This is a genomic window from Gimesia benthica, assembly GCF_009720525.1.
GTDB lineage: Bacteria > Planctomycetota > Planctomycetia > Planctomycetales > Planctomycetaceae > Gimesia > Gimesia benthica.
Genome location: NZ_CP043930.1, coordinates 4,201,192 through 4,216,494, shown reverse-complemented (window position 1 = coordinate 4,216,494; position 15,303 = coordinate 4,201,192). Strand labels below are relative to the sequence as shown.

The window sequence follows — 15,303 nt, the reverse complement described above, 5'->3', positions numbered from 1 at the left end:
AGGTGAACCCTGATTCTAACGCAAACCAGGCCCGCAGGCGATTCATTCCACAGAAGTGGCCCCGGAATTCAAAGGAAACGATCTTTAGAAAATTTCGGGGGCTGTTTCGTCGGTCAGTGCGCCGAAGAACTCATCTGTGGCGGATTCCCAGTCCGGTAGGTAGCGAACGCCGGGAGACAGCGTTTCCTGCATCAGACCGTTGGTGTTATGCTCATAACCCAACAGGTGGCTGAGTTCATGCAGGATCACGGTGCGGAGATCGATCAGCCCGGCGGCTTCACTGTCGGGGAGTGCAATCAGGGTCAGATCGCTGACTTGAGAGAACTCGCTGTGCTCTGCGGGAGTCGTATCAATGAACCAGCCATAGCCGGCGGCGTTGACGTCGATGTAAATCGTACCGGCAGCGGCGCGGCCCAGCGTCTCATCCGAAAGGTCAACGACTTTGATGTCGATCTCTGAGAGCGTTTGCTGCTGCTGTGTCGTCAGTTGTGGGCTGATCTCGGCAATCGTCGATTCCAGAACCGTCTCGGCCTCAGACTGCTTAACCCTGGCTGCGGTTTCTTGAGGTGACTGTTGAGCATCAACCATTATAAGTTGATTCCAGATGTCGGGATAATTTGCCAGGTAATGCACCGGAGTCGATCCCGACTTATGTTTTCCATAGTTCACAGCGAACTGAATCAGATCGCGGTAGTTTACTGCATTATCCTGGTTGTAGTCGGAGAACCAGGCATTTTCCGAATTTGACTGGCTGGGTATGTGCTGATAGACACTGGCAAAGAGAATCAGATCTCGGTAGTTGATCTTGTCGTCGTCATTCAGGTCGAACGGGTTGGCGAAGATCTGTGCCTGGGCCCCCAGGATGAGTTGATCGTCCCTGACGGCCCCCACGGCATCCAGAATTTCCAGGTTCTCAATAGAGTATGCAGTACCCTGCGGATTCAGGCTCTGGCCATCCCGATCCAGATTGACGGCATCATCAACCGTTGGCTCAAAACGGATGCGGGCAAACAGGACAGGGCGATCATAGCCCACATCAGAAAGACTGGTCTCGGCAGACAGACTTTCAACCCGTCCTGTCTGATCATTGAGGGTGCCGGTCTGATTCGTAGAAAAGGCGGCGCCATATTCGATTGCAGTGGCAGTCGTGATGGCAGTGTTGTAACTGAAATCGATTGTGATCGACCGGATGTCACGATCTGAGGGAGCCGGTGTGCTGATCCAGATTTCCAGCCAGTAGCCGCCCCATTCGTCAATCCATTCCCTGCTTTCGGGGAGAGAGTCGACTTCACCATTGGATCCGGTTGAGGTTTTTGAACTGACAATACGGAAGTCGACCTGGGTATGATCGATCTGAACTTCGTAGGCCCCGATGTCGACCGTTCCATCCTGAATCCGAGAAAAACCAGTGCCGCGCTGATCCGTCATGAGACCAGCATCATTCACTGCGGTATTATTGCCCGCATTGATGGCGGCACTTCCAAGCAACAATGCATGTGTTAGAGTCGAGCCGCCATTGTCTCTCAACACCGGGTCCAGCAGGCCTGCGATACTGTCCTGGATAATGTTATTACCGCCCGTATAAGTGCCGTCGATCTGCGAATTCTGACTTGCTGAATTTCCAGCAATAATGGTGTTGATCACCAGGGGTGTCGCAGAGTTGCTGGCAACACCACCACCGCGACCCGACGAATTACCGGTAATCGTGGTGTTAATCAGCGTCAAAGGCTGATCGCTGGTGGAATATAAGCCACCGCCCCGTGATAATGACCGATTACCAGAAAGAGTCGTGTTTTCAATTGTCGCCGTTCCCTGCCCCCAGAGGTAGACTCCCCCGCCATAATACTTTGTGCTATTCTCAGCGATGGTACTTTCGCTGAGCAACAGGGGCCCAGTACTGCTGATGGCTCCCCCATTTGTGTCTGACGTATTTCCTGAAAACGCACTTTGCCGGACTGTCAGGTGCCCCAGCAAACTGTCTACGGCACCTCCTGTCAGATCACTTCTGTTTCCGACGAAGACACTGTCTGCGATGGTCATATAGCCTGTGTAGAGTTTCACGGCTCCGCCTGTGGTGTCGGAAAAGTTGTCCGTGAACTCGCTGTCAGTGATAAACGCGTCCTGTTCTCCTGCTTCTGTTCCTGGTGCTGGAGAGTGATAAACGGCACCTCCTTCTGAGGACAGATACGCATATTCCGGATCCGTCAAAGCCTGATTTTCGATAAAGCGGGAACCAAGAATGGTCATCGCAGCTCGCGTGTTAAGAATTCCGCCCCCTGATCGTCCTTGATTCTGTAGAAAGAGCGAATCGGTAACCGACAGGCTACCATCGAGCCCGGAATAGATCCCTCCACCAAGTGTGGCTGTATTACCGGAAAATTCCGTGCGGGTGACCGTTAGAGGTCCATTGACGCTATAAATACCGCCACCCAGGCCCGTCGAATTTTCTCCCACAGCCGCGTTTCCACTAAAGAATGAATCCTCAATGGAGAGGACAGCTCCCGAGTTGTAGATGCCCCCGCCGGATTCCACCTGAATATTTCCCGAGAATGTGCTGCCGACAACTGACACACTCCCAACATCGGTATTGGTGGTACTGTAAATCCCGCCGCCGAAAACCGCTTCATTGCTGGAAAACGTACTGTCGATCACATTGAAAATACCACGCGAATTATAAAGGCCCCCACCGGAGCCAGAAGAGCGATTTCCGGTAAAGGTAGACTCAATGATGACCGACGGGGTCGTTTCTGCCCCACCAAAATTAGTGTAATAGATTCCGGCCCCCTCCCTGGTCGAGACATTTCCTGAAATCGTGGAGTGATTCAACGTCAGAATCCCGCTGATACTATAGATGCCTGCCCCCCTGTCGGCGTGGTTTGAGGTCAGGCTGGAATCGGTCATCAAAACGTTTCCCTGGGATGAATAGATCCCTGCCCCAGACTGGGTGGCCGTATTCTCCGTCAGTATGGTTTCCTTCAGTAAAAGGGTTTCATAATTCAGAATCGCTGCACCATACGTGGCATAGGCATTCGTGAAGGTCAGGCCACTGATTTCGACAGAGAGCGCATGGGAGCTGTCGTGATCTGTAATGTTTAAGATCCGACTGGTGCCGCCACCGCTGATGGTCAGTTGATCTGCGCCCAGTCCGATGATCGTCAGATCATCGGAGATGACCAGTTCAGCAGTCACGACAATTGTCTGTCCGGTCAGTGAGGCATCGAAGGAGATGATGTCCGCCGAGGGAGCAGCATTGGCCAGCTTGATCGCCTCCCGCAGTGACAGTTGACCGGCAGAGTAATCGCCATCGTCGACATCTGATGTGGTGTCCACGAGAAAGTGTGCTACAGCTGCTTCAAAGGCTCCCACGTCTACCGTGCCATTGAGGATTCTGGCAAAGCCTGTTCCACGTTGATCTGTCGTGAGCCCTGCAGCTGTCGCTGCCGTATTATCGCCGGCATCGAGCGCAGCGCTGTTACTCAGTAATGCATGAGTCTTTGTGAAGCCGTCATTGTCTCGCAGGACCGGGTCGATCAGTCCGGCAATGCTGTCAGAAATAATATTCGAGCTACCGGCAATATCAGCTTTGACCTGCTGATCATTCACTGCAGTATTGCCCGCGACGATGCTGTTTGAAAGTTGGATGGTGTTCGGGGATGTAGAATAGATGCCTCCCCCGTAGGATCTGTCAGATGTCCCGTGATTCAGAACGATGGTGCTGTTGACGATCGCCAGAGTCGTATGGCGATATGTGTAAATTCCACCGCCGATATAGTCGGCACTATTCTCAGAGAGGGTGCTGTTCCTCAGGTAAAGTTCATTCAGGTTTGAGAGAGCGCCGCCTTTATCTTCTGCTCGATTCTGATTGAAGGTGGAGGATTCAATGGTCATCGAGCCAGCAAATCCATTCTGGACCGCTCCCCCTTCCCCTTCTGCCTGGTTTTCGGTGAAGGTGCTGTTGCGAATTGACGCAACGCCTTCATCAAAATAGACAGCTCCCCCGTCACCCCCTGAGGTATTGTGAGAAAAGGTACTCTGATTGATCGTTAAACCGTTATCGCCAGGTTGAAAATACAGCACTCCACCTCCCGCTTGCGCGGTTGCGGAATTTTCGGTAATCAGGCTGTTTTCAATCGTCAGGGACGCATGACTGCTGTAGATGCCGCCGCCCCCCAGTTCGGCATGATTGCCTTTCAGGGTACTGTTTTTAAGGATCAGATCTTCGAAACTCAGAATGGCACCACCGGTACTGTAAGTGCTGCCGTTGACCAGGGACAGCCCATCGATTTCGATCGAGATCGTGGTCTCAAGATCGCCATCATCGATCAGAAAGATCCGGTTGTTGTGATTGCCGTCCAGGGTAAGCTGGTCTGCCCCCAGGCCGGTGATGGTCAGGTGATCCGAGATCACCAGCTCGCTGTGGAGCAGAATTGTCTGGCCGGCCAGTGAGGAGTCAAAAACAATCAGATTTGTGACTGGGGAATTATTCGCCAGTTTGACAGCTTCCCGCAGGGAGAGATGCCCGTCGGAATAGTCGCCATCATCAACATCAGAAGTGACGTCCACCATGAAATAAGGGAGCTGGGTTTCGACGGCGCCAATGTCCACAGTCCCCTCAAGGATTCTGCTGTAACCGGTGCCCCGCTGATCCATTGAGAGTCCTGCATTCATCGCTGCTGCATTACTGCCGGCATTGATGGCAGCACTGCCGGGCAGCAGGGCATGCGTTTTTGTGAACCCACCATTGTCGCGCAGGACCGGATCAATCAGTCCGGCAAGACTATCGGTAACAATGTTGAAGGTATCTGTAAAAAGGCTGGCGATCTGGGGATTATTGGCCGCCGTATTGGCTGCAATGATGGTGTTGGATATGGAAACAGGAGTTGTATTGCTCCCATAGATGCCACCGCCTCGAGAGATGTCGGACGTCGCCTGGTTGGCGACGATGGTACTGTTAATGACTTCCAGCTGAGCCGAGGTAAAGGAATAGATGCCCCCGCCCAGTTCGCGGGCGCTGTTCTCAGAAAGCGTACTGTTAGAGACGAAGAGCTCGCCTGAATTGTAAAGAGCGCCCCCATTGTAGTCGGATCTATTTTTATAAAACGTGGAGGCATTGATGGTCGTTGTCCCCCGGAGCCCGTTCAGAACGGCTCCCCCGCCTACACCGGCCGAATTATCTGTGAACGTACTGTTCTGAATCGAGGCATCCCCCCGTCTGACATAGATGCCTCCCCCTTCAAGATCGGCGGAGTTGGTAGAAAAAGTACTCTGGTCGACAGACAGTCCGGTTCCGCTGACTTGCGTGTAATAGATCCCTCCCCCCTGCTGACCTGCTGTATTCTCTATGAACTGGCTGTTTTCGATCGTCAGGGACGCGTTGCTGCTGTAGATGCCCCCGCCCCCCAGCCGAGCGTGATTCCCCTGGAGAATACTGTTTTTGATTGTCAGGTCTTCGAAACTCAGAATGGCACCGCCAAAACCATCCGGCATTGCTCCCGTCTCACTCGAATCTCCATTTGTGAGCGTCAGCCCTTCAATTTCTACAGTGAGACTGATATCCGGATCCCCGTTGTCGATGTTAAAGATCCGACTGGTGCCATTGCCATCCAGCGTGAGCTGATCGGCTCCCGGACCGCTCAAGACGAGATGATCGGTAATCATCAGCTCTTCAGACAACACAATCGCTTGTCCCGACAGGGAGGCAGCAAAGGAAATCGAATTGACCACGGGATTCAAATTCGCCAATTCAATCGCTTCGCGGAGTGACAACTGACCGAGCGTATAATCACCGTCATCAATATCAGAGCTGTTATCAACGATCAGACTGGCTACCTGAGTCTCGAAGGCGCCGATGTCTATCTTTGCGTTTGCAATTCGAAGATAACCGGTTCCTCGCTGGTCGGTCGAGAGTCCTGCATCCGTAGCATACAGATTGCGACCGGCATCAACGGCGGCACTGCCGGGCAGCAGGGCATGGGTTTTCGTGGTCCCGCCATTGTCCCGCAGGACCGGATCAAGCAGGCCGGAAAGACCATCGGTAACAATGTTGTAGGGACTGGTATAGAGGCCTGCGATCTGGGGATTACTGGCAGCCTTATTCGCCGCGACGATGCTGTTAGTTATCGAAACGGCAGTGGTGTTGCTGCCATAAATACCGCCACCTTGAGATAAACTGGATCTGCCATAATTCAGGACAATCGTGCTGCTGGTGACTTCCAGATGAGCCGACGTGAATGAGTAAATCCCCGCGCCCACATGCAGCGCACTATTCTCAGAGATGGTGCTGTTTGAGACGAAAAGCTCGCCTGAATTGTAAAGCCCGCCACCGTTATATCCCGAAATATTTTTCGCGACTGTCGATGATTCAATTGTCATTGAACCGGTATTATTATAGACGCCTGCCCCACCATCGCCGGCATAATTTTCCGTGAACGTGCTGTTCCGGATAGACGCGACACCTGAATTAAAAAATACGGCTCCACCTCTGCGATCTGTCGCGTTGAATGAGAATGTACTCTCACTGATAGACAGGCCCATGCCACCGGATAGCAAGTAATAAACCCCAGCCCCCCCATGCATTTCTGCCGTATTCTCTGTGATCAGGCTGTTTTCGATCGTCAGGGACGCATAACTGCTGTAGATGCCACCGCCGCCCAGTCGGGCGTGATTGCCTTTAATAACACTGTTTTTCACAGTCAGGTCTTCGAAGCTCATGATCGCACCGCCATAACCATTGGGCGTCGCCCCTGTTTCGATCGAATTTCCATTCGTCAGAGTCAGGCCCTCAATTTCAACCATGATGCGGGTGAACTGATTCCCGTTATCGACCCTGAAAATCCGGCTGTTGTAATTTCCGTCCAGTGTCAGCTGGTCGGCTCCCAGGCCGGTGATAGTCAGGTCGTCGGAGATCAGCAATTCACCGGTCAGGATGATTGATTGACCGGCCAGGGCGGCAGCGAAGGTAATCGTATCTGCGCCGGAATTTGCATTCGCCAGCAGAATCGCCTCGCGGAGTGACAACTGACCGACGGAATAATCACCATCGTCCACATCGGAAGTGGTGTCGACAATCAGGCTGTCTGGTCCCGTGACTGTGGCTTCAAAAGCCCCAATATCAACCAGACCATCAATGACTCTTTCGAAACCGGTCCCCCGCTGATCTGTCGTCAGCCCGGCATCTGTGGCGACCGAATTATCGCCCGCGTTAATGGCAATACTGTCGGGCAGCAGCGCATGCGTTTTTGTGGGGCCGCCATTGTCTTTCAGAACAGGATCCAGCAGGCCATCAAAACTCGCCTGGATGACGTTGGCAGTACCGGTGAAACTGCCATACACCTGAGGATCGTTACTGGCTCGATTACCGGCAATGATTGTATTCGCGATCATGGTCGGATCGGTTCCAAACAGATAGATTCCGCCTCCCCGACCAGACTCATTATCAACAATGGTACTGTTGATGACAGAAACGGGTTTGTTGCCGAGAACGAAAATCCCCCCTCCATCAAACACACTGCTGTTTCCGGAAAATGTGCTGTTCAGGATGGTGACCTCATCAGCGCCCTGGCTGTAGATGGCCCCGCCGTTCACTTCAGCAGTATTTCCTTCAAAGGTCGACCGTTGAACCTCCAACTCACCTCCGTTGGAAATAGCAGCCCCGCTGAAATCCGTCGCATTCCTGACAAAACTACTGTCAGTGACAGTCAGGCTGCCAAAGATATTTCGAATTGCGCCTCCGGGAAAATCAGCGGTATTTTGTGTGAACAGACAGCCGTCGATGATGCCGATCCCGTCGCGCAGCAGAACGGCCCCTCCAGAAAATTTGGAATAATTCGTGGTGAACTGACTGTTTTCGATAAGCATCCGTTCTTCGTCACTCGGATAGGGAAACGTTTCACTATGGTAGATTGCGCCGCCATCACTTGTCGCTGCGATATTCCCGGAAAACAGACTGCCGCGAACGCTTAAAGAACTGGCATCATCATAAATCGCCCCGCCCTTGTCGGCCGTGTTCCCCGTAAAGACACAATCTTCAACGATCAGGTTTTCGGAACTCAGGATGGCTCCCCCATTATCAGTGGAATACCCGTTCGTCAGCGTCAGCCCGGTGATCTCAACTGTGATGATCCCTGAACCGGAACTATCATCAATCTGAAAGACCCGACTGTTATTATCCCCATCCAGCGTGAGCTGACTGGCTCCCAGGCCGGTAATGGTCAGATCATCGGTAACCAGCAACTCATCGGTGAGGATGATCGTCTGGCCCGCCAGAGCGGCGTCAAACGAAATGGTATCCGCTCCCGAATTCGCATTCGCGGCTTCGATCGCTGACCGCAGGCTGCCTGTGCCAGAATCGTTGGCGTTCATTACGGTAAAGGCGGTCAGAAGTGTACGGTCTTCCAGATTCTCAGCGGTCTGCTGGTACAGGGCACCCGTTCTGACGGGGGTACAGGAACCCCGGTGACGACTGCGACGGGAACGAATATTGGTGGAAAGAGACGACTTCAGCTGCTTTTGCAGCGAAGATAACCATTTTAATTGAAACATGTTGCGCATTATCCGGTTAGATCCCCCAGAGAGGGGCTATATATGGTCATTAAGTATATACACTAGCGTATACTACTCATTTATAAAAGAACATACAACAAATAAACATCAATTATACTGTTTTATCTATTTTGAATCTCTGACTGAGGCTGACCCCTGAACTTTGTGCTCTTCTCCGCGGTCTGTCGGGGGAGTTTCTACACAGCAGAAGCAGAGCCATACCATTTTTCTGATTCCCATTCGATTCCGCCGCATTTCCTTGATCCCGCGCGCTTTGCCAGCCGTTGCTGTGCTTTTCAGAACCGGCACGATGTGTATAATCCGGGTCCCACTGCACACCTTACAACCTGACAGGAGCCACTATGTTTGAATGGATCGCCAGTCCTGAGGCCTGGATCGCATTAGCAACCCTCGCCAGCCTGGAAATCGTACTCGGCATCGACAACATTATTTTCATCTCGATCCTGGTGGGACGGCTCCCCGAGAAAGAACGCGACCTGGCACGCAAACTGGGTTTGAGCCTGGCGATGATCGCCCGCCTGGTGCTGCTGTTCTCGATCTCCTGGGTGATGGGGCTGACCGAACCCTGGTTCTCGTTGTTCGGCTACGATTTTTCAGGACGCGACCTGATCCTGATTGGCGGCGGCCTGTTCCTGCTGGCCAAAGCGACGCATGAAATTCACAACAGCCTGGAAGGACCGACGGCACACGAAAAGGCTTCATCCACCGCGACGGCGACCTTCGGTTCGGTCCTGGTGCAGATCGGCATTCTGGACATCGTCTTTTCGCTGGACTCGGTGATCACCGCGGTCGGACTGGCCGACCACATCTCGATCATGGCAATTGCGATCATTCTCTCGGTCGGCGTGATGCTGCTGGCTGCGAAATCAATTGGCGAGTTCGTAGATCGGCACCCGACCATCAAGATCCTGGCGCTTTCCTTTCTGATCATGGTCGGCGTAACACTGATGGTCGAAGGCTTCGAGGTCCACGTTCCCAAAGGCTACATCTATTTCGCGATGGCCTTCTCCGTCACGGTAGAAATGCTCAACCTGCGGATGCGGAAAGCTCACGCCGAACCGGTGCACCTGCATAAGAAACTGGAAGAGGGTGACGCCAGCTGACTGACTTCACCCTCTACTGATCGATCACTGTCGCGCTGATGCCTGTGATCAGGGAGTCTGCACGGTGGGTTCGTTGTCTTTCCAGTCGACTTCGGGAACGGCCTGCGTGACGTCGCCGGTCGCCGCCCATTCGGCACCCCGCTGCAGGGTGATCTGAAAACCGGTCCCCTGCAGGGCGGTCGTATCGTGACCGAGGGTGGTGTGGAAGACGCGTCCTTTGCCGTAATCGATGACCATCATGATCGGTTCGTGCTCGCCGGTTCCCCGTTCGCTGGGTTCGGAATAGGCAGTCGCCAGCACCTGGACATTCTCAGCCGGACCGCGGAGTTTGCCGTAAACTTCGTCGGCGGGGTGCATCCATTCCAGGGGCAGGCCTTTCACAATCGGATGCTCTGCTTCGCGAACCTTGACCACAACCGGAATCCGAGTGCCGTGCGTGCCCCCCCGACCGGCGGTGGTATCCTGTTCCCATTTGCCGTCCCGCAGACGCAGCATCGGACCAGATTTTTCATCGCGACCGGCCCAACCGCCGACGGCGATCATTTTGTTGTAAGCGTCCCACTCGGGAAATGCATTGTCGGCCGCGTGGTACGACACGAAGCCGCCGCCGTTTGTGACGTACTCGTCGAACGCCTGCTGCACTTCTTTGGGCCAGTTCTCGCCGTTATAGTTACTGATGACGACATCGTACTTTTTGAAATCGGGACGCCACTGCTTCCAGAGTGCCGGGTTCTCTTTCTGCAGTCGGGCGAGTTCGGCTTCCCAGGCTTTCTTGTATTCCTCGAACTGTTTTTCCTGTTCTTCCGTCAGTTTCTTATTAGCCGGCTTCCGCGGTGGACGGGGAACGCCCGGCGGCGTGGTGGAAACTTCTACGGTGAATTTGCCCGAGTTCTCCAGAATCTTTTTCAGCACCGGCGTCGTCTCCCGCCAGTTATGATTATTCTGCCCGTCGATCAGCAGCACCGACAGCTTATCGCCCTGGTCCTGGGTTTCTGTCTGCTCGGCCTGCGCCTGACTGGCCGGCTCCCCTGCGGCACAGGAAAACAGGCAGAAACAGCACATAAGCAAGAGACTATATTTTGACAATGACGGCGCGCACATCGACGGAGTTCTCCTCTGAATCTGGAATGAGAATAATGCCGGCCCCCGAATCAGAGTCCCGGAACCGATGCCTTTACAGTACCAGTCGCACCGATCCAAGTCACTAAAAAACAGTCGTTGATTCCGGAATTGGCGGCAATCATGGTCTGGATAACGAGCTTCAGGAGACCGGTTTTCAGGCGGGGCTGTTTCATTTACATGAGTCGCCTATAATAGTCATCAGAGATCCATTTCCAATTTCACTTCGTGTTTCATAGAAAGTGCTCTGTCATGAAACAGGTTGCTATCATTACTGGCGGCGGACAGGGAATCGGCGCGGCGACAGCCGTGCTGGCGGCCCAGCGCGGCTATGCGGTTTGTGTGAACTACCGGACAAACGAAACCTCCGCGGACTCCGTTGTCTGTCGGATTCGCAATGCGGGGGGCACCGCGATTGCCGTCCAGGCCGATGTCTCGAACGAAGACGAAGTCGAACGGCTGTTCCAGACCACCGACGAAAAGCTGGGGCCCGTCACAGCGCTCGTGAACAACGCCGGCATCCTCGAACAGCAGATGAAGTTCGAGGAGATGACTTACGATCGCTGGAAGCGGATTTTCGATACCAACGTGTTCGGCAGCTTCCTCTGCTGTCGGGCTGCGATTCGCAGAATGTCGACTCATCACGGCGGTCAGGGGGGCGCGATTGTGAATGTCTCCTCGCTGGCTTCCCGTGCAGGATCCCCGTTTGAATACGTAGACTACGCTGCGTCCAAAGGAGCCGTCGACTCACTGACGCTTGGTCTCTCCAAAGAAGTCGCAGACGCCGGCATTCGCGTGAATGCGGTCCGGCCCGGCTTTATCGACACCGCGATGCACGCCAGCGGCGGCGAACCGAACCGCATCGAACGGGTCAAAGCACAGGTCCCCCTCAAACGGGGCGGGACGACGGAGGAGGTCGCGTTTGCGATTCTGTGGCTGCTGTCTGACGAATCTACTTATACCACCGGCAGCTTCATTGAAATTGCCGGCGGGAGGTAGGATTTCTCGTCGGGCTGGCCCAGGAACTGAAGTAGCAGACATCCGCGGAGTGTCGGTCTGTGATTACATTTTTTCTAGGATGACTATCAGGCAACCGAAACAGAAAACACCATTAGCCGCAGGGCTAACGCCCTGCGGCTAATTTTCTATAAAGGTCGGAGTTGAATAGCCTGGGTGGGATAGATCTCTTTAGAACGTTTGCCTTTGATGGTACTCACTCCCGACACCACCCTCCTACCGCGCGTAAAAAAAGCAGGAGTCCCATGCGGGAAGCTCCTGCTTTGAATGCTTTGCAGCGGGGAAAGACTTAGAGAGTCTTTTCGCCTTTTTTCCAGTTACAGGGAACGTTTTCGCCTGTCTGGAGTGCGTCGAGTACACGCAGTACTTCGTCGACGTTACGCCCGACGCTCAGCGGGTGGATGGCCAGCCACTGGCAGACGCCTTCCGGATCGATCAGGAAGATACCACGCAGTGAGATACCGAGTTCTTCTTTCAGAACGCCGTAGTCGCTGGAGAGCTTGTGAGTTCCGTCAGCGAGCATGGGGTACTTGAGGTCGGCCAGCTGGGGATCAGCGTCGCACCAGCCTTTGTGGGAGTACTTGCTGTCGGTACTGGCGGTCAGCACCTGGCAGTTCCGTTCTTCGAACTGACCGAGGGCATCGTTGAATGCAACCAACTCAGTCGGGCAAACGAACGTGAAGTCCAGGGGATAGAAGAACAGGCAAACCCATTTGCCTTTGAAATCTTCCAGTTTGTAATCCTTGAAAGAATCGGATGTGCGATCGTAACCCTGCAGTGCGAAATCGGGAGCGGGCTGCATTACTTGAGCTGTCATTATTCTTGTCTTACCTTCAAAAAACGGTGAATCGAAATGTTTTTAAAATACAAGACACGGGCTGCCTGCCTGCAGGATCAACCCGTGTCATGAGCGTCAGTTTTAGAGACCAGCTTTGATCACGGAAAGTGAACCGGGAGATTTTTCCGGATCTTTTCCCTGAGTTCCAAAGGTGCTCAGATACAGGTTGCCTTCCTTGTCGAAGGCGATGGCTGCGGGCTTGTCGAGAGTGACAATCTGCTCGGCAGTCACTTTGTCGCCTTCGATTTTCAATTCGAACAGACCGCCTTTGGCAGCGTCGACCCAGGAGAAATCGGTGGCGTACAGTTTCTTGGTTTTGGGGCTGTAAGCCAGGCCGGCGATGTCGCTCAGGCCGGTCTTCAGGCTCTTGGTCAGCTTACCGGTTTTGGGGTCGTAGAAGGTCAGCAGCGAATCGCCGGCGACGTTGACTTCACCCATCTGACCGACGACCAGTTCTTTGCCGTCGAGTGTGAAAGTGATGGCTGCGGGAGCATCAACGTTAGTTGCGGTTTTGGTTTCGATGCTGGGTTCCAGCGGACCGGCTTTGCCGTCTTTGACAACCGACTTGGCAACCCAGCCTTTGGTGTCGTCGCCGTTACAGGTCACGAAGATCGCTCCGTCGCCGAAAGCGACGCCGTAGAAGTTACCTTCGCCTTTAGCAGACTTGTCGCCGGCTTTGATCGGTCCCAGAGTCTGGGCTGCGGTGTCTTCTTTAACCCACTTGGCCAGTGGCTTGTCGCCGATTTTGTAGATGCGAACGAGTTCTTCACCATCGGGACGGCTGCCGTCACCGACGACCAGCATGTCCTTGCTCATGAAGGTCAGGCCCAGGGGTCCGATGTTGTACTTGGGACCTTTGCCGTAGACATCGGTCGGGTAAGCGTCGATTTCGAGATCAACGGTTTTGCCTTTGGGGTCGTAACGGTAAACACCGTAGCGGCTGGCAACGAAGACGTGTCCGGTGCCTTCCTGGATGGCGATCCCGCTGGGGCTTTCCAGGTTGGTGACCAGGGTTTTGACGGTCACGGCCGGCTTTTTAGGTTCTTCTTTTTTGGGCTCCTCTTTCTTAGGCTCTTCCTTTTTGGGTTCTTCCTTCTTGGGAGCTTCTTTTTTCTCTTCCTTTTTGGGCTCTTCTTTTTTAGGAGCCTCTTTCTTGGGCTCTTCTTTCTTCTCGGCGGCTTTTTCGTCGCCTTTCTTATCACCTTTTTCATCGGCGATCAGATGAGAACTTCCGAGTGTCAGGCAAACTGCGGTCAGGCAGTACGCGCTGAGTTTCAAGACTTGTTGTAAATTCCACTGCATGGTGTTCATCTTCCTTTGAAAAGGGGATTTTCAATTAGTTTTCCAAAAACTCATCCTGTGACGCGAAATGTCCGCCGCGATCTTACTTGGGTAACTCGGGCATCTTATGCTCAGGATAATTCGAACTGGTCAGGCCTTCCTTCATGAAGGTCACCAGATCATCCACTTCCTGCGGTGTTAAATTCAGCTTGAAAATCTCTTCGTCGAGAAATTCGTTGGGAACACCGCCTTTATTATAGTGTTCCACGACTTCTTTCAAAGTCTTCATACTACCGTCGTGCATGTAGGGTCCGGACTTGGCAATGTCCCGCAGCGTCGGTGTTTTGAAGCTGCCGGTGTCGCCGCCGAGATTGCTGATGGTCTTGCGTCCTTCATCCGGTTTGTCCGCATCCATACCCACGCCGATGTTGTGAAACGCGTTGTCAGTAAAGTTGGGACCGGAGTGACAGGAACTGCAGGCCGCCCGACCAAAAAAGAGTCCCATGCCCCGCTGGGCTTCGGGCGAAAGGGCTTTCTTGTCGCCGGCTTTGAAACGGTCGTAAGGTGCATCGCCGCAGAGAATGGTCCGCTCGTAAGAGGCAATGGCCCTGGCGATGTTTTCTTCGGTCGCATCGGAGCCGAAGATCTTCTGGAACTGTGATTTATAGCCGGGGATCTTATTGATCCGGTCGACGGCTTCCGGGAGTGTCAGGTTCATTTCGATGGGGTTAGCGATCGGTCCCAGGGCCTGCTCTTCCAGGGAGCCGGCACGTCCGTCCCAGAAGTGGAAGTTGTTATAGGCGGCGTTAATCACCGTGGGGGAGTTGCGGCCCCCCTTCTGGCCTTTGAAGCCGGTCGCAAACTGATCGGCGTTGCTGTAACCCTTGCCGGGGTCGTGACAGCTGGCACAGGAGATGGTGTTGTCACGCGAAAGGCGTTTGTCGAAATAAAGCTGCTTGCCGAGGGCAATTTTTTCCGGGGTCGGCGGGTTGTCTGCGGGGAAGGGAACCGGGGGCAGACCGGCGGGAACTTCAATCACAAAATCCTCCGCCTGCGCAGCGACGATACCGACGTGGATCAGCAGAGCGGCCGCTCCGCCTGCGATCAGGGTTCGCACGAATTTACGTTGTTTTTCCAGCGCCATTATCTCACCTCACTACGTGGACGACTTAAAAAAGCTGTATCGGGCGGATAACTGTTGTTGCAGTGAATGTGTGCACACAATTCACGACGGGAACGCTATGAAAATGGTGGTCCCGGAACAGAAAAGTTACCTCAATTCCATATTTTTAGTCGCTGCGCACAGGACTGCAAGTCACTATCGACGCTGAATTGAATTGAAAGTGAGATTTTCACAGGATTTACGACCGAAGGCATCAGCCG

7 protein-coding genes are annotated in these 15,303 nt (G+C 53.7%); 2 read left to right on the top strand and 5 right to left on the bottom strand.

Translation table 11 applies throughout. The features are described from left to right. Positions 1 to 84: 84 nt before the first annotated feature. Complete coding sequence (locus tag F1728_RS16200) at positions 85 to 8,541, bottom strand: choice-of-anchor Q domain-containing protein (RefSeq protein ID WP_194242400.1); 8,457 nt, start codon at positions 8,539 to 8,541, stop codon at positions 85 to 87. A gap of 362 nt (positions 8,542 to 8,903) precedes the next feature. Between F1728_RS16200 and F1728_RS16195 the strand changes: the two genes are divergently transcribed. Further along, positions 8,904 to 9,665: a TerC family protein gene (locus F1728_RS16195; protein WP_155364996.1), complete on the top strand. Its 762-nt coding sequence runs from the start codon at positions 8,904 to 8,906 to the stop codon at positions 9,663 to 9,665. 48 nt (positions 9,666 to 9,713) lie between these two features. On the opposite strand, the gene F1728_RS16190 is transcribed toward F1728_RS16195, so the two are convergent. Continuing rightward, positions 9,714 to 10,727: a ThuA domain-containing protein gene (locus F1728_RS16190; RefSeq protein ID WP_228030202.1), complete on the bottom strand. Its 1,014-nt coding sequence runs from the start codon at positions 10,725 to 10,727 to the stop codon at positions 9,714 to 9,716. A 309-nt stretch (positions 10,728 to 11,036) separates the two neighbouring features. Between F1728_RS16190 and F1728_RS16185 the strand changes: the two genes are divergently transcribed. After that, positions 11,037 to 11,783, top strand: a complete 747-nt coding sequence (locus F1728_RS16185) for an SDR family oxidoreductase (RefSeq protein ID WP_155364995.1) — start codon at positions 11,037 to 11,039, stop codon at positions 11,781 to 11,783. A gap of 307 nt (positions 11,784 to 12,090) precedes the next feature. On the opposite strand, the gene F1728_RS16180 is transcribed toward F1728_RS16185, so the two are convergent. The 3 genes from F1728_RS16180 to F1728_RS16170 all read right to left on the bottom strand — a co-directional run bounded on the left by F1728_RS16180 (position 12,091) and on the right by F1728_RS16170 (position 15,064). Continuing rightward, positions 12,091 to 12,618: a peroxiredoxin gene (locus F1728_RS16180; RefSeq protein WP_155364994.1), complete on the bottom strand. Its 528-nt coding sequence runs from the start codon at positions 12,616 to 12,618 to the stop codon at positions 12,091 to 12,093. A 102-nt stretch (positions 12,619 to 12,720) separates the two neighbouring features. Continuing rightward, positions 12,721 to 13,941 (bottom strand): YncE family protein, encoded by a 1,221-nt coding sequence (locus F1728_RS16175; protein ID WP_155364993.1) that lies wholly within the window; start codon positions 13,939 to 13,941, stop codon positions 12,721 to 12,723. An 82-nt stretch (positions 13,942 to 14,023) separates the two neighbouring features. After that, entirely contained in the window at positions 14,024 to 15,064 is a 1,041-nt protein-coding gene (locus F1728_RS16170) for a cytochrome-c peroxidase (RefSeq protein ID WP_155364992.1), read from the bottom strand. Between the last annotated feature and the right edge of the window lie 239 nt (positions 15,065 to 15,303).